This is a genomic window from Halosimplex salinum (assembly GCF_003730195.1).
Classification (GTDB): Archaea; Halobacteriota; Halobacteria; order Halobacteriales; family Haloarculaceae; genus Halosimplex; species Halosimplex salinum.
Window position 1 is genome coordinate 147,800 of the sequence record NZ_QWGG01000007.1, and the last position, 17,280, is coordinate 165,079.

Below are 17,280 nucleotides of genomic sequence, written 5' to 3' on the forward strand. Positions count from 1 at the left end.
CCGGCCCGACGGGCGGCCGCCGGTTTGCGCGGTACGGCCGCGACAGCTCGCCGAACGCTCGGCGGCGGTCACCCAGCTTCGCTCTGCGTGGACGGCACGGGTTCGACCGCCGACTCGCAGGTCGAACAGGTGTCCTTGTCGACGGCGACGTACACCGTCTCACAGCCCGGACAGCGAAACAGCGACGAGCGGGTCCCGCTGGACGGACCCGCTGTTCCGTCCCTGCCCCTGCCCCCGTCTCCGTCTCCGTCTCCGTCTGCGTCCGTTCGGTTCTCGGTGCCTCGAAGTCTGCGCCCGACCGACCCGGCCAGCTCGGTGAGAGACTGCATCGTCGAATCCGCTCAGTCGCTCGCGGTCGACCCGAGATGTGACTGGACCTCGTCCGCTCGGTCGGACGGTGTCACCGTCTTCCGGTCCTCGTCGTACCGCACGACCCCCGAATCGGCCATCATCGGGAGGTGTTTGTGTACGAGCGAGACCTCGACGGTGCTCCGTTCGATATCCGACCGGTCGGTCCCCTGTCGCTGGTCGCTCCACGCGACGACGTCCGCCGCCAGCTCCGCGACCGTGACCGGTGACTCGGTTCGCTGGAGAGAGTGCAACATCACCCGACGGTAGGGATCCGTGAGCACCTCGAAGAGTTCGTCCCGTCGCTCTCCACCTACGTCCGGTTCCGATCGCTCTGTTCCGGTAACTCTGTTTTCCACATCTGACGGGTACTGCTCGGTCGGCATAAGAGTTGTTTGGCAGATATCTAATCGATTGTGCATTTCGCAGTTTCAAATTCCCGTTTCGCGATTCGCACACGAAGACGTGTGAGTTTCGCACTCGCACCCCGAGGTGTTACGGAATCCACAGCGGCGTTCCGGCGGCGAGTGAGGCTCAGTCGTCTTCGGTTTCACCGTCAGTGGCGTAGGGGTCCGTGAAGAAGAAGTGGTTGAACGGCTGCACCCGTCGCTGGCGCAGGATCTCCGAGCTCTCGATCGAGAGTCCGATCTCGTGTAACGCGTCGGAGATACGGACCGTATCGGCGGTGTTGGTGCCGACGGCCTCGACGTAGAGGTTGCGACGCCCGGTCAGCGTCTCCCGCACGTCCACGACGCCGCGGACGTCGAGTATCCGCTCGACCATCTCCGATCGTGCAGTCGGCGGCGCCGAACAGACGAACAGGACCTGGAGGGGGAGACTCGCCTTCTCGTAGTCGATCTTCGGGTGGTACCCCTCGATGATCCCGTCGGATTCGAGTTCCCCGATCCGGTTCCGGACAGTGCTCGCGGACACGTCGACCTTGTCTGCGATCTCCTGGGCCGTCCGATTGCGCGCGTCGAGCTGGAGCTCGTGCAGGATGCCTCGGTCCACGTTGTCCAGTTGTACCATACCCGGAGTCCGGGTGCCACACGGATAGGTGTCCGGAGCGCCACGCCGTCTCGGACTGGCCGGCCGCGTCCGACCCACCGGTTCGGCGGACGCCGCCGGACTGGAACGCGGCGTTTTTTGCGGTGGGCGCCCAACCCGGGGTATGGCCGAGACCGACGAGGGCGGCTACGACCGGAAGCAGGCGGCGCTGGCGGTGACGCCGTTCCTCCTGCTCGGGTTGGCGGACGTGCTCCTCCTGCTGTGGTGGGGGCTCGACCCGCTGTGGGGCTTCATGATCCTCCCGCCCATCCTCTTTATGAGCGTGCTGGCCTGGATCGGCTTTCGGACCGGTCTCGTCGGCAACAGAGTCGTCGACGAGGGCATCCACGGGCCGTCGGTCGGTGACGTCGAGGAGTCGGCGGTCGGAGACGTCGACCACGAGTAGACCGCCGACTCCGGCTCACGGAGCGAGTCCACGAACGGTGAGCGACGGCTACAGTCGCCACTGGCGAGGGTGAACGCCGGCCGAGTGTCGGCCGGTCACTCCCCGAAGAGGTCGTCGACGGCGCCGCGCGCGGCGAGGGCGGCGTCGTCGGCGACGCGGTCGGGGTCGCCCGATGCGTCGGGCGCGTTGAGGTAGACGTCGACTTCGAGGATGCCGTCCTCGAAGGTGACGGTCACGTCGAGGTCGTCGACCGCAGAGCGGCCGAATCGCGAGAAGACGACGTTCTCGGCGGCCTCGGCCGCGGTCTGGACGACCGTCTCGTCAGAGGGGTCGTCCGCGTCGCCGTCCGCGGCCTGCGGGTCGCTCGCCGAGTCGTCGGCTGGCATTTACGCGCCGCCGGCGCCGGGACCGCCCGGACCGCCCATGCCGCCGCCCTGGAGCATGTTCTGGAGTTCGGTCTGGAGCTCCTCGAACTGCTCCTGGACGCGCTCTTCCTGCTTCTGGAGCGTGTCGGTGCGGACTTCCAGGCTCTCGACCTTCTCTTCGAGGTCGTCCTGGGCCTCGCCGTACTCGGTCTGGACGAGCAGCTCGCCGACGCGGCGGTACATGCCGGCGTCCTCGTCGATGTTCTCGAGCTCTTCGAGGGCCGTCTGGGCCTCCTGGAGCTGTGTCTCTGCCTGCTGTTTCTGCGCGGCGACCTGCTGGGCCTTCTCCTGCAGATCCTGTAGTTCCTCGAGTTTCTCCTGTGCTTCAGGCGGCAGATTACCCTGCATACATTGTCGTGGGCGACCCGTCGTGAAAAACCCCCGCTTTCCGGTCGGGGCGGTGACAGCCGACAGCCGCTCGCCGCGGCGGGTCCGAGACCGCCCGCGGGCGCGGCCTCAGTCGTTCAGACCGTCGACTTCTTCGACGTGTTCGAGCCACTTCTCGACGGTCGGCTGTCCCCAGTAGCGGACCGTGCCCGAGCGCTCGTCGTAATCGACGACGCCCGCGGCGTCGAGCCGCGGCAGGTGCGACTCCGTGAGCTCCGAGGCGAACTCCTCGTGCGTGCGTCCGTGCGTCTGGTCGAGCCCTACCGGCTCGCACGCGGCGAGCAGCATCGCCAGTTCGTCCACCGTCGCAGTGGTCACGTCTCCCTCGCGGAAGAACTGACAGATCTCTCGACGCCGCCAGTCCGCGAGCGCGTCGAACACCGTATCGATGAACGGTCGCTCCCCCTCCTGCTCGTCTCCTGTGGACTCCATACGACCCCGTTCTCCATCTTCTGACCCTGTCCGTTCACTCATACCCGTCTGCCTTACTGTTCCCTGCTCTCCACCAAGAACATCGGCCCTAGAAGCCTAGGGCATTTGTTATTGAAATCACGTGTTCGTCCGACTGAACGTTCGAGGCGAAGGCGGGGTCCCCGGGACTACGAGTCGAACATCGCTTCGAGGACGCGGCGGTGGCCCTTCCGGAGGTGCTGGAGGAACGTGGTCGACGCGATGTCGAGCGAGTCGGCGAGCGTCTCGGAGTCCGCCTCGCGCGGCCACTCGTAGTAGCCGTTGTAGTAGGCGGTCTTGAGGACGGCCCGCTGGCGGTCGGTCAGGCGAGCGCCGATGTCGCCGTGGGCGTGCCACCAGGGCGGGTCGGTCCGGTGGGCCTCGCGTTTGGCGACGAGGTTCGTGTCCGGGAAGCGCTCGTTCATCGCGTCGGTGATCTGTCGCACGTCGGCGTCGGCCGGCGCCTCGACGAACATCGTGCCGACGCCGTCCTCGACGACGCCGCGTTTCCCGCGCGCCCCGGCGTCGGCGAGGTACTGGAACACCGAGTCGGTCAGCGTCATCTCGTAGTGGGGCGCCACTTCGCCGTCGAGCCGACGCAGCTGTTCGAGGTTCGGAAGGTCGCGTGCGACGGACTCTCCCAGTTCGGGGTCGGCGCCCTCGACGGTGAGGTAGTTGACGACCCGGTCGTCGCCCGTGCGGACGGCGTGGTCGATCTCGAAGCGACAGTCGTGCCGGCGGCTCGCGTCGTTGAACGGCGTCTCGCCGCGCACTTCGAACTCCAGTTCGAGGACGCTGTCGGCCTCGACGAGCCGGCGGTACTGGGCGGCGGCGAGCGCGAAGCCGACGACCTCGCCGAGGGTCTCGAAGCCGTCGATCTCCCGCCGGCTGAAGGCGTTGGGTCGGTCCGCGTACACGCCGAGCAGGCCGTGCGTCGTCGACCCGTGCGTCAGCGGGACGGCCGCGACCGACTGGAACCCGTTCTCGAGTGCGGCCTCGCGCCACGGCTTGAAGCTGGGATCCTCGTTCACGTCGTGGACGACCTGAACCTCGCCGCTCCGATATGCCTCACTGGCCGGTCCGCCGCCGTTGTCGCCCGCGTCGACGTTCACGGTGATCGAGTCGAGGTACCCCTCCGCGGGGCCGGCCGACACTTCCGGCCGGAGTTCCCGGTCGGAAGACTCAACGCGGCCGATCCACGCGAACTCGTAGTACTCCGAGTCCGCGAGTCGCTCGCAGACGGTCTCCTTGATCGCCTCGCTGGTAGTCGCGCCCGTCAGCGCCCGCATGCTCTCCTGGACGAGCCCCTGGATCTCCGCCAGCGTCTCCAGTTCGTCGCGCTGGCGCTCCAGTTCCGTGATGTCGCGCGCGATGCTCACGGTCCCCTGGACGTCGCGGTCGGGGCCGTGATACGGCGCGATCGTCAGCTGGACGATCAGGCTGCCGCCGTCGCCGTCGGGGAGCTCCTCCTCGACGACGCGGGCGCGACCCGTCTCCAGCACCGACCGACGGTGGGCCTCCATCCGCTGGGAGACCGGGTCACCGAACAGGTCCCCGGACGTCGACCCGACGACCGTCTCGCGGTCGAGTTCGATGTTCGTCAGCATCGCTTCGTTGACGACCTGGTAGCGGCCCTCGACGTCCTGCATGACGATCGGGTCGGGACTGCTCTCGATGACCGCGCGGAGCTCCTGCTCGCGAGTCTGGAGTTCGGCCTCGCGCCGCGTGCGGTCGGTGATGTCGATGGCGACCGCGATGGCGCCGTCGGCGCTGGCCGGCACCGCTTCGGCGTCGCCCCCACCGGTGAACGGCTCGAAACAGGCCTTGTACGTCCGCCCGGCGATCGTCGCGGTCGCGGTGGACGTCTCGCCGGCCAGCGCCCGTTCGAACCCGCCGACCAGATCGGGACAGACCGACTGGAACGCCTCGACGGGCGCGCCGAGGAAGTCGTCGCGGTCACAGACCATCGCGTCGAAGTCCATCCCCTGACAGTGCTCGATCCGGCCCTCTTCGTCGGCGGCGACCATCATCACCGGCAGGTCGTCGAGGATAGCCGCCAGCCGTTCCCGGTTCGCCGCGAGTTCTTCGCGACGGCGCTCGCGCTCGGTCACGTCGCGGACGGCGTTGACGACGCCGACGACCGCCCCCTCCCGTTCGATCGGAGATAGCCGATTCTCGACGATGCCCGGTCCGTCCTCGAGTCGCGCCTCCGAGGTGATGTTCCAGCTATCGGTTTCGCCCGCGAACAATGCGCGGAGGGCCCGCATCCCCTCCTGGAACACGTCGCCGTCGACGATCCCGAGTTCGCGCAGGCAGTCCACGTCGCGCCCTTCGACTCGTTCGGTCGGGATCCCGGTGAAGCGGGTGAACCCGTCGCTGGCGGTCCGGATCGTGTACGACCGGTCGACGACGTAGACGGCGTCGGCCGCGGCGTCGACGCTGGCCTCGTAGAGCGCACGCTCGTTCTCGAACGGATCCGAATCGAGCGACAGCGTCACGACGACTGCGGTGACGCTCTCGTCCCGTTCGACGGGTCGGCAGGCGACCGTCGCCGGTCGGTCCGTCGGTTCGACGGCACCGCTCCCGATGGTTCGCTCGGCCGTATCCACCGCGCGCGCGAGCGGGTCGCTCGGGCAGTCGACGAGGTCAGAGAACGCCGACCCGACGAGTTCGCTCGTCGCGCCCGCCTCGTCGGCGAACGGGTCGTTCCACGCGCGGATGCCCCCCGACGGATCGCAGACTGCGGTCGGACCGTCGACGGCGTCGAGCAGTTCGGCGACGACCGGATCCGCGACCGCCTCGCGGCGCTCGGTCCGCTCGCTCACGATACCCCCACCCCGAACCAGTCTCGACCCATAGTTGCTGAGAGTAGGGTACAGTGTCGAGACGCATAACTTGTGGGCCTGGTTACGACGCGTTCGCGCGTGAAAACGGGGTGAATCGCCCGCAGCGCGTGAATCGGATGGCCGCGAGTCGTTCCGGGGCTCCGGTCACCCGTCGACCCGCGGCGTCGCGGCCCCGCAGGTCTCGGCGACGGAGACGAGCGACAGCCAGGTGTTACACCCCGCGCGGAGCGCGACGAGGTCGGCGGCGGCGACGGTGACGGTCAGCGTCGCGCCGTCGCGGTCGAGCGTCGCCGTCGTCCGGTCGCCCTCGATGTCGCCGACCTCGACGCCGACGCTCCGTTCGACGCGGCGGGCGCTCTCGGGGTCTGGGTACTCGCACTCGAAAACGGCCTCGTGGTCCACGGCTGGCGGTTATCGAACGTCGACGTCCTTGATGTCGCGGCTCCGCTCCTTGAGGAGCACGCGGTGGCCGCAGTACGGACAGCGGACGCCGCCGTACTCGTCGAGTTCGACGTCGCGCTTACAGCGGGAACACTTGTAGCTCATTCTTCGACTACTTCGACGTCTTCGACGTCTTCGTCGTCGGAGAGCGCGGCGCGGATGGAACGGGTGACCGTCCGGCCACCGGGGGTCGTGGGGCTGTACGCGCCGCCGGTGAACGTGTGGCCGCAGTAGCCACATTCCCAGATGCCGGTGCCCTGGCGGTCGACGCGGTCCTTGCCGCAGTCGGGGCACTTGTGGTCCTCGTTCATCTCGCCCTCGATCTCGGCGACGCGGCGGCGAGCGACGCGGCCGTACCGCGCGCCGAACCGACCCGCGCTCCCGGTTCGTCCCGTATTACTAGCCATAGTATCGCATTGTCCGGCAGTGGGCCGTATAAACCCTGCGAGTCGCTCCGGCCGGACCGCCGTCTCACTCGTCGACGCCGCGCCCGTCACTCCTGCAAGTCCGCCTCGCGCAGCGCCTCGTTGAGGTCCTCGCGGACGACCTCGCCGAGGTCGCGCTCCCGTGCGGTCGTGACGACGCGGTTCTCCTGGACGGAGGAGCCGTCGCGGATGAGCAGGCGGACGTTGCCGTTCTCGCCGGCGCGGGTGGCCTTCGCGCGGACGCCGGAGCGCGAGCCCGACCCGCCGGCGTCGATCGGGCCGGGGATGATCTTCTTGACGTGGGGGTGGCCGGCGACCGTCTGGATGGCGCGCTGGCCGGCGCGCCCGCCGACGAGCGTCGAGTGCGAGCCGCCGATCTTCTTCCGCGGCGGCGTCTCGACGACTTCGAGCGGGGCCTCGCCGCGACGCGAGCGGACCGCGTCGATTGGGTTCTCGGCGTCGCCGATGCGGTAGAACTCGTGGTGGAGCTGGCCGCGCACCGCGCGAAGCACCTCGCGGTCGCCGGTCGCGTACACTTCGTCGGGGCGCTTGCGGCGGACCTCGTCGGCGATCAGGCCGGCGAAGTTCCGGAGCTCGATCACGCCTGTCTCGCCGCCGTCCTCCGGGGTGGTCGTCACCTCGCGGACGCCGGCGACCTCCTCGTCGACGAGCGTGGTGACGCGGGCGCGGTCGCGGTCGAGTTCGAGGACGACCGCGTCGGCGTTGTCGGAGCGACAGACCAGGCAGTAATCGCCCGGCCTGTCCAGCGCCGACCCACACCGTCGACAGTCCATGTCCGGTGATATTCGCGTCGACGCTCAAAAGGAGCGCGAAAGCGCCGCCGTGCCCGACGACCGCGGCCGGTCGAGCAGTCGAACCGGGCCCCGGACTACCGCTCCTCGGCGGTGATCCGATACGTGCGCCCGTCGTACGCGATGGCGGGATTCTCGTCCGACCGGACGCCGAAGATGGGGACGACGCGCGTCGTCGTCTCGACGCGCACCTCGCGCACGTCCGGGTCTGCGTGGGCGAGCGCGTCGCGGAGCGGCCACTCCCGACACGCCTGCTCGGTGATCAGCGCTCTGGCGTCGGACGCGTCGTCGTCGCGCGTGAGGACGTACGTCGCTTCGGTGCCGCCGTCGTCGCCGCCGTCGCGGCGCGGATTGTCGGCAGACACGACGACGGTGTCCCCTTCGCGACGCGTGCCGGTCACCGCGGCGGAGGGCACGAGGTCGAGCGGCGGCCCCTCTAGTTCGAACCGCGCCGCACAGACGGTCTTGTGTTCGTAGGTCGGTGTCTGATCCTGCTCTCTCCACCAGCCCTCGGCGGCGAACGCGTAGTGGCCGCCGCCGACGGGGTCGACAGCGATCGATTCGGTCCCCTGGCTCCGGAGAGTCGGCTCTTCGACGTCGTCGTTGCCGAGCGCGAGCGTCCAGGTGTGCGATTCGCCGGGCGCGAGACGCATCAGCGGTTCCGGCACCCCCTGCGGGGCGACGCGGTGCCACTCCCCGCCTTCCCAGCGGTAGAGCGCCCAGTCGTAGAAGTTCGTCCTGAACGTTCGGTCGGTGCCGTTGCGGAGCGTGAAGGCGTTCTCGGCGTCGGGGAGCGCGACCGACGACGCGGCGTGTTCGAGCAGGAGCGACGAGTCGGGGTCCGACACCTCGCGGAACCAGACCACGCGGTCGACGTCGTCGCGATCAGGCGGGAACGGCGCGTCGTGGGGCGGCGTCGGCGCCTCGGTCGAGCGGTCGGTTCTATTCCTGTCGGTCGTGGTGTCCGTGTCGGCGGTGTCGGAGGAGTCGTGGGTCGGTGAGCCGGCGTCGGCCGAGTCCGCGAGACACCCCGCGAACCCGGCGACGACGAGGCCGCTGGCGCTCGCGAGGACGGTGCGGCGGTTCATGTCTCGGTCCACGATCCGTCGGGATATACCCCTTCGGGAGGCTCAACCGACCGCTTCAGCCAACTCGTGGCGTCGTCGGTCTCGGGCGCCTCGTGGACCGCTCAGAGGTCTTCGGGGTCGCGCTTGAGGTACTCACGGAGGACGACCGTCGCGTAACTCCCTTTCGGGAGCGAGAACGCGAACGACAGCGCGTCCGCGTCGTCGGTCTCGGCTCCGTCGGTGCCGTGCTCGACGGAGAGGTCAGTCCGCAACAGTATCGCGCGTCGCGTCCCCGTCGACTCGAACTCGTCCGGCAGGTCGAAGTCCTCGGGGGAGAGGTCCAGATCGTCGAGCACGTCGCGTTCGATCTCGCCGGGTTCGCCGTCGCCCAGTTCGGTCTCGGTGCCGACGAGCGGCGCGGTGACGAACGCCCGACCGCGCTCGCAGTGGCGCCGGACCGTCCGCAGACGGTCCTCGGTGACGCGCTGGGTGCGGTCGGTGTCCGGGAGCGCTATCCCGTCCGGGGCGTCCGAATCACTGAAACACACCACGTCGCCCGCGACGGGTTCGTGGAAGGGGAGCCCCCGGTCCAGTCGTTCGGAGAGGATGCGGTTGAACGCGTAGGACTGGGCGGCGTTGACGAACAGGCGCTGGAGGTTCGAGGGGACCGCTTCGAGCGCGGCGCGGTAGTCCTCGTCGTCGAGGTCGCCGTCTCCCGCCTCCTGTCGTTCGACCAGTCGGTGGCACATCGACCGCTCGAAGCCGAGGCGGCGGGGGAGCCGTTCGAGCGCGCCGGCCCAGTCCTCGGTCTCGTCGACGTAGGCTCGCGCGTCCCGCGTCGACTCGGGTTCGCGCTCCGCGGGACTTCCGACGTAGGCCAGCACGGCGCCCTTCCAGTTCCCGCGGACGATCTCCAGGCCGACCTCGTGGGTGACCGGTCGCTTGCTCCCGAAGCGCTGCTGGCCGAAGTAGTTGGGGACGCCGACTGTGGTCTCGTCGGCGTCATCCGCCAGCGCGTCCGCGGACTCGTCGCCGGTCGCGAACGCCCGGAGATCGTCGGTGATCGCCGGGGCGTTCTCGGACGCGTCGGTGTCCCGGACGACGATATCGAACGCGTTGCCGGCCAGGTCGCCGAAGAGGACGGGGCGGCCCGTCCGCCCGAGGAGTTCGATATCGACGCCGCTGATCTCGACGTCTCGCAGCGCGTCGGGGTCGGCCTTCGCGACGGAGAACAGCTGGGTCGTGACGGCGTGTTTGTCCTTCGTCCCGGCCCAGGAGACGCGCTCGCGGGAGATGCCGAGTCGGTCCGACAGTTCGGAGGCGAAGTCGTTGGTGTCCCACCGGTGGAGGGTGACCCGGGCGAGCAGGTGGGGGTAGCCGCCGGGGTCGGCGTCGAGCGGTTCGGGGTCGAACGCCTCGATCTCCGTCACGCGGAAGTCCTCGGGGGACGCCCGGAGGTGGCCGCCGACGCCGGGCGCGTCGCTGACGTAGTACTCCATCCCGACCGCCCGCTCGACGGCGTGTGCCTGGCGCATCGACTGGTCGTGAGTCGCCCGGGCAGGAGTAAGTGTCTGTCGACCGGTCGCGACCGCCGGCCGTCGGCGGTCGGTCGACCCGCCCGGCCGGTCACTCGATAGTGACGTTTCCGGTCGCGCGCTGCTGGTCGTTCAGTCGCACCTCGACCTCGTACTCGCCGGGTTCGGCGGGGTTGTCGACGGCGGGGTAGCCGACGACGACCTCGTCACCCGTCTGGAGGGTGTAGTCCGTGTCGAGCGTCACGTCGAAGGAGTACGCGTTGTTGTTGACGCCGCTGACGTGGCTCTCGTCGAACGTCCGGTCGAGTTCGCCGTCGCCGTCGGTGTCGACGCCGAGGACGATCGCCTCGTGCTGGGCGGAGTCGACCGTGAAGTTATCGCGCGGGTACGTCGCGCCGATCTCGGTCCACTCGCTGCCGTTCGTCGTCTCGTCGACCGTCATCCGTAGGGTCTGGTTGACGCCGGTCGCGCCGGCGCTGTCGTCTTCGAGCGCGACCCGGTCGTCCGAAACCGTCGTCTCGGGCTGACCGCTGTCGGCCCCGCCGAGGGCCGAACAGCCAGCCAGTGCGACCATCGCCACGAGTCCGATCACGAGTAGGCTCCGTCTCACGCTTCGGGGGAAGGACTTCCCACTGGTAAACGTGTTGCACGAATCCCGACAGAAAGCTTTTACCGGAGGGCGTATCCGGGGGAGGCGCGCCGTGGCGGGCCCGAAACGGAAAGGTGTCGGGAACCCGTGTGTGTACGCGATGGAGGTCACGCAGGTCAGCGTCGAGGTCGAGACACGGGCGCCGACCGGTGAGACGAGCGCGTACGTGCTGGGGTCGGACCCCGCGGTGCTCGTCGATCCGGCCGCGGAGTCCGCAGACCTCGACGGGTTCACCGCGGAGCGCGACGTGGCTCACGTCGCGGTCACGCACCACCACCCGGACCACGTCGGCGCGGTCGCTCGCTACGCCGACCGTTGTGATGCGACGGTCTGGGCGCGCGTCGGTCGCGCGGACGCCTTCGAGGCGGCGACCGGGGTCGAGCCCGACCGGACGTTCGCCGAAGGGACGCACATTCCGACCGGGAGCGGACAGGTCCGCGTCGTCGACACGCCGGGGCACGCGCCGGAACACGTCGCGTTCGCCGCGAGCGGGGTCGGGGGCTCGGCGGATTCGGTACTGGTCTCGGGCGACCTCGCGGTCGCGGAGGGGAGCGTCGTCGTCGGCGCGCCGGAGGGGGACGTGCGCGCCTACCTCACTTCGCTCCGGCGCGTGCACACGATGGGCCCCGACCGACTCCTCCCTGCGCACGGTCCGATCGTCGAGGGTCCGGCGGTTCGCGCGACCGCCACGCGACTGATCGCCCACAGGCTCGAACGCGAGAAGCGCATCCGCGATGCGGTGGGGGCGGGCGCCGAGACCGTCGTCGAAGTCTGCGACGCGGCCTACGACAAGGACCTGACGGGCGTGCGCGACCTCGCCGAGGCGACCGTTCGCGCACACCTCGAGAAACTCGCCGTCGAGGGGCGGGCCCGGTGGAGCGGCGAGCGCGCTCGTCCGTCGGAGTGACTTGACTGCCCTGCGGCCGACCGGTCGCGACGTGCTTTTCTCCGTCGGCGCGGTAGCGGACGCATGGAGACTCTCGAAGCCGAGCGCGAGCGGGCCGCCGACCTCGACGTAGGCGAGCTGGCCGACGCGATCGAGTCGATCGGCTTCGAGTGCACGCGCTGTGGCGCCTGTTGCAAGGCCGTCGAGGGCTGTGGCGGGGCGGACGAGGACGCTGACGATACCGACGACGATTCCACGGGGCACGACCACACGGCGACGGTCTTCCCCGACGAGGTGCGCGAGTTACAGGCGACCGAGGAGTACGACTGGCGGGACGTGGCGCGGCCGATGCCGTACGGGCTGGTCGAGAGTGAAGACGGGCCACAGGGAGAGACCTTCGAGTGGGCGCTCCAGACGGACGAGTGCGGCGACTGCGCGTTCTACGAGGAGGACGACGGCACCGGCGCCTGCACCGTTCACGAGGACCGGCCGCTCGTCTGCAAGACCTACCCCTTCAGCGTCGCGCTCGGTGGGACGAGCCAGCCGATGGGCGAGGCCGTCGACGAGGAGGGGATGGTCCGCGCTCACGAGTGTGAGGGGCTGGGCCGGGACATCTCTCGGGATGAGGCCGAGGAGTTGGCCGCGGCGCTCAAAGAGCGGGCGATCCGGGAACTCGACGAGGCCATCGAAGTGCGGGACAACTACCGTCCGATCGAGCGGGATTCGGGCGAAGTCGTCGTCTACGACTCCGAGGGAGCGAAGCGCCCCGACGGGACGAAGAGAGAGTAGGAGTGGTGTGTTGCGGAGGCTGAGCGGGGCGGCGCGGTCGGCGGATGCTGGGCGGGACGGTCGGCGGATGCTGGGCGGGGCAGTCGGCGGATGCTGTGCGGGGCGGTCGGCGGATGCTGGGCGGGGCGGTCGGCGGCTGCTGGGCGGGGCGGTCGGCGGCTGCTGGGCGGGGCGGTCGGCGGATGCTGGGCGGGGCGGTCGGCGGATGCTGGGCGGGGCGGTCGGCGGATGCTGGGCGGGGCGGTCGGCGGATGCTGGGCGGGAACGTACGGCGCCGAAGGCGCCGTTTCACCGAGCGCGCCGTCGGCGCGCTCGGCCTTTTTCACCCATGTTTTTGCGTCGGGGGTTCCCGCAGCGAGCCGAAGGCTCGCGAGGAAACCCCCGTCGGAAAAAGATGGTAGCTGAGATTTATAAAACAGGGCTCCTATGTCCAGAGCGGAGGTCTACATAGTGGAAATCTCAGATAAGCTGCTGTGTCTGTTCAGTGCGGACGTATCGGACGACGGTGACCGGTACGTCGTAGAGGTGCCGAAACGGGAGATCGACACTGGGGCAGTCGAACCGGGGGAGACGTATCGCGTCGCTCTCATCGCCTCGGAGGTCGAGACAGCGAGTGAGACGGACGAGGAGAACGTCCCCTCCGAGCCCCAGCCACCGGTCGAGGGCGGCGAGATCCGGTACGTCGAGATCGAGGACATCGGCAAACAGGGCGACGGTATCGCGCGGGTAGAGCGGGGCTACGTCATCATCGTCCCGGGCGCAGACGTGGGCGAACGCGTCAAGGTCGAAGTCACGGAAGTCAAGTCCAACTTCGCGGTCGGCGAGATAATCGAAGAAGACCTGTAATTCTCTCCGCGCCGACCGTCTCAGCTCCCTACCGGTCGAGTCACCACTCCGATCTCTCTGGCTCCGGTGGCTCCAGTCTCCCGATCGGTTCACGAGGCGCCCGATCCGAACCGATCGGGCGCCCGTCGGTGGCTGGTACGACCGGTTAACCAACGGCACCAACGGCGCGGAGCGTATCCACTCTAGGCACGTGTTACGCAGGGGGTCGGTCCGCAAAATCGCAAGAGGGCGGCGGGGTTTACCGATCGTACCAAACCCGCTTTAGTACCACAGTACCTCGGAGTAGGTATGAGCGCGACCACCGCGAGCGCGACGGGCGAATCACTGACCCTCTCGGAGAAGCAGCGACGGATCCTGGAGTACCTCCGGGACAACGCCGACACGCAGACGTACTTCAAGTCGAGACTCATCGGCGACGAACTCGACCTCTCGGCGAAGGAAGTCGGGTCGAACATGACCGCGATCCAGGAGAGCGACCTGGGACTCGACGTGGAGAAGTGGGGATACTCCTCGTCGACGACGTGGAAAGTCACCGCCTGAATCGAGCCTTCGATATCGCGCTTTTCTCACAGTCGGTAGCCACTGCTGTCTGGCGATAGCGACTGCTATCGACCGAAGCCGGCTGCTGTCGACCGATGCCGGCGGTCGGAGGCTCGCGACTGCCGTCGCTCGGGAGACGGTCCGGCTGTGGTCAGAACGACCGTTCGGCGACGTCGTCAGGGGTCGTAGGAGACGATGTCGTCGGCGTCGGCGGCCAGTTCGGCGGCTTCGGGGCCGAAGGAGTCGGCGTGCTGGACGAGCAGGAGCAACAGCGTCTCGGGGCGTTCGAGCTGGTAGCCGCGCTCGCGGGATATCAGTCCGGCGTCCTCTAGCTGACTGGCGTACTTGCTGACGGTCGGCGCGGAGACGCCGAGCTGCTCGGCGAGCGCGGTGCCCGAGGCCTCGGGGTCGCGCAGGAGTGCGACGACCATCCCGCGGGGCGTCTCCCGCCGCAGGTAGCCCAGCGCGACCTGTTCGAACTCGGAGAAGCGGTCCGCGGGGAAGTAGCGACGGTACTCGCCGTCCTCGCGGCTCTCGACCGTCCCCTCGCGCTCCAGTCGGCGGAGGTGGTGCTGGGTCTCGCCCGTTCCGAGCTGGAGGTCGTCGCGGATCTTGGAGAAGTGGGCGCCGGGGGTCGCGGCGACGTAGCCCAGCAAGGCGCCGGGCGCGTCGCTCTCGCTCTCCTTGGCGAGACCGACGAGCGGGCTGGTGGCGCCGAGCGCCGCGAAGCGCCTGAGCGTCGCCCGCTTGCTCTCGTCGACGTCCCCCTCACGACTCATTATCGGCGTCTTGGCGGCGGGGTGATAAAACGCCTTCGCTACCTGCACTGATCTCGAAACGAACGGACGGCGAGTGCCGGACCGTCGGGGACGGTCCGAAAGGGAGGGCTTACTCCGTCTCGGTCTCGGGTTCGGCTTCCGCTTCGCGGTCGCCGGCGGTGCCGTCGGCGCCGGGGCCGCCAACCGGACTGCCCGAGGGGTCCATCTCGGAGTCCATCTCCTCGATGACCTCGTCGGGGTCGCGGATGTTCGTCGCGTCCTTGCCTTCCTTGATGGCCTGGGCCTCCTGCTCCATGGCGTCGACGTCGACCTCGGCCTCCTCGTCGATCTGGCCGAGGATCTCTTCGATGTTGTCGAGGCCGATGAGCTCGCGCGTCTCGGCGTCGAAGTTCAGGCTGTCGAGTTCGCTCTCGCCGTTGGCCTTGGCCATCTCGGACACGTCGCTGCCCGAGAGGTGCTTGCCGTAGCGACCGACGAGCGAGGACAGTTCCTGCGGGAGGATGAACGTCGAGGACTCGCCCTGCCCGATGTTCTCGAGGGTCTCCATCCCCTTGTCGATGATAGCGCGTTCGCCCATCGACTCGGCGGACTTCGCGCGGAGGACGGTCGAGATGGCGTCACCCTGCGCTTCGAGGATCTGCGACTGTTTCTTCCCCTGCGCGCGGACGATGTCGGACTGCTTCTCACCCTGTGCCTGCTCGATGGCGGAGCGGCGTTCACCCTGCGCTTCGAGGATCATGGCACGGCGTTTGCGCTCCGCGGAGGTCTGTTGCTCCATGGCCTGCTGGACGTCCTTCGAGGGGTTGACCTCGCGGACCTCGACGCTCTCGACGCGGATCCCCCACTCGTCGGTGGGTTCGTCGAGTTCCTTGCGGATCTTCGCGTTGATCTCCTGGCGCTTGTTGAGCGTGTCGTCGAGTTCCATGTCGCCCAGGACTGCGCGGAGGGTGGTCTGGGCGAGGTTGGAGACCGCTTTCTTGTAGTTGTCGACCTCGAGGAACGCCTTCTTGGCGTCCATCACCTTGATGTACACCACGGCGTCGGCGGTCACCGGCGAGTTGTCGCGGGTGATCGCTTCCTGCCGGGGCACGTCGAGCGTCTGCGTCCGCATGTCGAACGCGTAGGTCTTCGAGACGAACGGCGGAACGAAGTTGATACCGGGTTCGAGGAGTTTCCGGTACTCACCGAACACCGTCAACGCTCGTTTCTCGTAGGCGTTGACGATCTCCACCATCTGGTACACCATCACGACCGCGAGCAGTAGTAAGATCACTGCCACGATCGGGAGTGCCCCACCGACGCCTTGCAGTACTGTTGCGGGGAACATACGTTCGAAGTTGGCCCCTCCAGATAAAAAGTGTTGGGTGACCGACCACACATGTGCGGTCGTGAGAACGGAGAGCGCGGCGAGTTTCCGCCGACGAGATGCTCGGACCCGACTCAGGCGGGGTCGGTCTCGAACTCGCGGTCCTCGTCGCGGTCCTCGCTCCGGGAGCGGTCGCCGTCGCCGTCGGACGAGGGATTCGAGTTCCGCCGGCGTTCACGCGCGAGTGCGCGGTCGATGTCGTCGACGCCGCCCGAGAGCGGTTCGACGGTGACGACGTTGCCGCCGCCGGGGTCGACGACCATCACTTCCGTGCCCTCCTCGATCTCGCCGTCGACGCTCTTGGCCCGGTAGTAGGGGTTGAAACCGCCCTCGTCGAGTTTGACTTCGCCCTCGGTGGTGGTGATCCGCTCGGTGACGCGACCGGTCGCCCCGCGCAGGGAGTCGGAGTCGCTGGTCTGCTCGCCGCCCTTGCCGCCGTAGAAGTCGAACTGTCGGTAGACGTAGAAGGCGGCGGCCCCGGAGACGAGGACGAGTCCGGCGAGGATGAGCGGCGCGAGGACGCCGAGCCCCGACGGGAGCGCCAGTCCGACCAGTCCCGCGGCGAGGAGGGCGACGCCGAGGACGATGAAGTGTGCACCCGGCGCGAACGCTTCGGCGATGACCAGCGCCGCTCCCGCGAGCAGGAGAAACAGCGAGAGGTTCTGCCCTATCCACTCGATCATACCCGAAATTTGGTCGCCTAACCGAAAACACTTCTGCTCGGACGGGTTCGCCGCCGCGGTCGCGGGATCGGTCAGAACCTGACGAAGACGGCGTAGACGACGGCGGTCACGACGGCGACGCCCAGCGCGATACCGCCGATGGTCGTCGGGGTCAGCGGCGTGACGATGCTGGCGAACACCAGCAACACGAGCAACGCGCCGGCGGCGACGAAGACGGCGCTCTCCAGTTTCGGCGTGTCCGACTCGACCGGCACCTCGATGTTCACCGACCCCGCGACGTTGCCGCCACCGTCCGCCGCTTCCGCCGGGTCGCGCTCGCTCTCTGACTCGGACTCGGTCCCGCCGAACGCCACCGTCGGGCCGTCGTCGTCCGCGCCGACGGTCGCGCCCCAGTTCTCGTCGGCCTCGTCGAGCGTGTCGCTCTCGTCCACGTCGCCGGTGTCGTCGCCCACCTCGTCGACCGAGAAGCGCCACTCCTCCTCGTCGTCCTCGTCCCCGGCGTCGTCTGGCATGCCCGACCGTAACGGACGGGCGTAAAAAGGGCTTGCCGTCG

23 protein-coding genes are annotated in these 17,280 nt (G+C 68.6%); 5 read left to right on the forward strand and 18 right to left on the reverse strand.

All coding sequences use genetic code 11. From position 1 onward, the window contains the following. Positions 1–68: 68 nt before the first annotated feature. The 3 genes from D1409_RS17430 to D1409_RS17440 all read right to left on the reverse strand — a co-directional run bounded on the left by D1409_RS17430 (position 69) and on the right by D1409_RS17440 (position 1,377). Positions 69–329: a hypothetical protein gene (locus tag D1409_RS17430; RefSeq protein WP_123538264.1), complete on the reverse strand. Its 261-nt coding sequence runs from the start codon at positions 327–329 to the stop codon at positions 69–71. 12 nt (positions 330–341) lie between these two features. Then, positions 342–707: a DUF7344 domain-containing protein gene (locus D1409_RS17435; RefSeq protein ID WP_123538265.1), complete on the reverse strand. Its 366-nt coding sequence runs from the start codon at positions 705–707 to the stop codon at positions 342–344. 175 nt (positions 708–882) lie between these two features. After that, on the reverse strand, positions 883–1,377 hold the full coding sequence (locus tag D1409_RS17440; RefSeq protein WP_123538266.1) for an Lrp/AsnC family transcriptional regulator: 495 nt from the start codon (positions 1,375–1,377) through the stop codon (positions 883–885). 142 nt (positions 1,378–1,519) lie between these two features. Between D1409_RS17440 and D1409_RS17445 the strand changes: the two genes are divergently transcribed. Then, entirely contained in the window at positions 1,520–1,801 is a 282-nt protein-coding gene (locus D1409_RS17445) for a hypothetical protein (RefSeq protein WP_235853610.1), read from the forward strand. 95 nt (positions 1,802–1,896) lie between these two features. On the opposite strand, the gene D1409_RS17450 is transcribed toward D1409_RS17445, so the two are convergent. The 11 genes from D1409_RS17450 to D1409_RS17500 all read right to left on the reverse strand — a co-directional run bounded on the left by D1409_RS17450 (position 1,897) and on the right by D1409_RS17500 (position 10,799). After that, positions 1,897–2,187, reverse strand: a complete 291-nt coding sequence (locus tag D1409_RS17450; protein WP_123538267.1) for a DUF3194 domain-containing protein — start codon at positions 2,185–2,187, stop codon at positions 1,897–1,899. Then, the gene (locus D1409_RS17455) at positions 2,188–2,574 is read right to left on the reverse strand and encodes a prefoldin subunit beta (RefSeq protein WP_123538268.1); all 387 of its coding nucleotides are present in this window, start codon (positions 2,572–2,574) and stop codon (positions 2,188–2,190) included. Between the two features lie 108 nt (positions 2,575–2,682). Beyond that, positions 2,683–3,045: a DUF7344 domain-containing protein gene (locus D1409_RS17460; protein ID WP_123538269.1), complete on the reverse strand. Its 363-nt coding sequence runs from the start codon at positions 3,043–3,045 to the stop codon at positions 2,683–2,685. A gap of 167 nt (positions 3,046–3,212) precedes the next feature. Beyond that, on the reverse strand, positions 3,213–5,888 hold the full coding sequence (locus D1409_RS17465) for a bacterio-opsin activator domain-containing protein (RefSeq protein ID WP_123538270.1): 2,676 nt from the start codon (positions 5,886–5,888) through the stop codon (positions 3,213–3,215). 165 nt (positions 5,889–6,053) lie between these two features. Continuing rightward, positions 6,054–6,311 carry a KEOPS complex subunit Pcc1 gene (locus D1409_RS17470; RefSeq protein ID WP_123538271.1) on the reverse strand — a complete coding sequence of 86 codons (258 nt, stop codon included), beginning with the start codon at positions 6,309–6,311 and terminating at the stop codon, positions 6,054–6,056. Between the two features lie 9 nt (positions 6,312–6,320). Then, entirely contained in the window at positions 6,321–6,455 is a 135-nt protein-coding gene (locus tag D1409_RS17475) for a DNA-directed RNA polymerase subunit P (protein WP_123538272.1), read from the reverse strand. After that, positions 6,452–6,757: a 50S ribosomal protein L37ae gene (locus D1409_RS17480; protein ID WP_123538273.1), complete on the reverse strand. Its 306-nt coding sequence runs from the start codon at positions 6,755–6,757 to the stop codon at positions 6,452–6,454. The genes D1409_RS17475 and D1409_RS17480 overlap by 4 nt, the downstream gene beginning before the upstream one ends. 86 nt (positions 6,758–6,843) lie before the next feature. Further along, positions 6,844–7,569 carry a DUF2103 domain-containing protein gene (locus D1409_RS17485; protein WP_123538274.1) on the reverse strand — a complete coding sequence of 242 codons (726 nt, stop codon included), beginning with the start codon at positions 7,567–7,569 and terminating at the stop codon, positions 6,844–6,846. Positions 7,570–7,664: 95 nt separating this feature from the next. Next, positions 7,665–8,675, reverse strand: a complete 1,011-nt coding sequence (locus D1409_RS17490; RefSeq protein ID WP_123538275.1) for a hypothetical protein — start codon at positions 8,673–8,675, stop codon at positions 7,665–7,667. Positions 8,676–8,776: 101 nt separating this feature from the next. After that, positions 8,777–10,189 (reverse strand): tRNA pseudouridine(13) synthase TruD, encoded by a 1,413-nt coding sequence (gene truD / locus D1409_RS17495; RefSeq protein WP_123538276.1) that lies wholly within the window; start codon positions 10,187–10,189, stop codon positions 8,777–8,779. A 91-nt stretch (positions 10,190–10,280) separates the two neighbouring features. Next, a complete protein-coding gene (locus D1409_RS17500; RefSeq protein ID WP_123538277.1) occupies positions 10,281–10,799 on the reverse strand; it encodes a hypothetical protein in 519 nt (172 codons plus the stop codon). 139 nt (positions 10,800–10,938) lie between these two features. Here D1409_RS17500 and D1409_RS17505 point away from each other — a divergent pair, with 139 nt between their 5' ends. The 4 genes from D1409_RS17505 to D1409_RS17520 all read left to right on the forward strand — a co-directional run bounded on the left by D1409_RS17505 (position 10,939) and on the right by D1409_RS17520 (position 13,899). Further along, positions 10,939–11,745 carry an MBL fold metallo-hydrolase gene (locus D1409_RS17505; RefSeq protein ID WP_123538357.1) on the forward strand — a complete coding sequence of 269 codons (807 nt, stop codon included), beginning with the start codon at positions 10,939–10,941 and terminating at the stop codon, positions 11,743–11,745. Between the two features lie 63 nt (positions 11,746–11,808). Next, the gene (locus tag D1409_RS17510) at positions 11,809–12,513 is read left to right on the forward strand and encodes a YkgJ family cysteine cluster protein (protein WP_123538278.1); all 705 of its coding nucleotides are present in this window, start codon (positions 11,809–11,811) and stop codon (positions 12,511–12,513) included. Positions 12,514–12,963: 450 nt separating this feature from the next. Next, positions 12,964–13,359 (forward strand): TRAM domain-containing protein, encoded by a 396-nt coding sequence (locus D1409_RS17515; RefSeq protein ID WP_123538358.1) that lies wholly within the window; start codon positions 12,964–12,966, stop codon positions 13,357–13,359. A gap of 288 nt (positions 13,360–13,647) precedes the next feature. Beyond that, positions 13,648–13,899 (forward strand): DUF7123 family protein, encoded by a 252-nt coding sequence (locus D1409_RS17520; RefSeq protein WP_123538279.1) that lies wholly within the window; start codon positions 13,648–13,650, stop codon positions 13,897–13,899. Positions 13,900–14,075: 176 nt separating this feature from the next. On the opposite strand, the gene D1409_RS17525 is transcribed toward D1409_RS17520, so the two are convergent. From D1409_RS17525 to D1409_RS17540, 4 genes are all read right to left on the reverse strand, one after another. Further along, positions 14,076–14,678 carry a winged helix-turn-helix transcriptional regulator gene (locus D1409_RS17525; protein WP_123538280.1) on the reverse strand — a complete coding sequence of 201 codons (603 nt, stop codon included), beginning with the start codon at positions 14,676–14,678 and terminating at the stop codon, positions 14,076–14,078. Positions 14,679–14,787: 109 nt separating this feature from the next. After that, positions 14,788–16,005 carry an SPFH domain-containing protein gene (locus tag D1409_RS17530; protein ID WP_123538281.1) on the reverse strand — a complete coding sequence of 406 codons (1,218 nt, stop codon included), beginning with the start codon at positions 16,003–16,005 and terminating at the stop codon, positions 14,788–14,790. Positions 16,006–16,118: 113 nt separating this feature from the next. Further along, the gene (locus tag D1409_RS17535) at positions 16,119–16,727 is read right to left on the reverse strand and encodes an NfeD family protein (RefSeq protein WP_123538282.1); all 609 of its coding nucleotides are present in this window, start codon (positions 16,725–16,727) and stop codon (positions 16,119–16,121) included. A 71-nt stretch (positions 16,728–16,798) separates the two neighbouring features. Next, positions 16,799–17,239: a DUF7312 domain-containing protein gene (locus D1409_RS17540; protein ID WP_123538283.1), complete on the reverse strand. Its 441-nt coding sequence runs from the start codon at positions 17,237–17,239 to the stop codon at positions 16,799–16,801. Positions 17,240–17,280 lie beyond the last annotated feature (41 nt).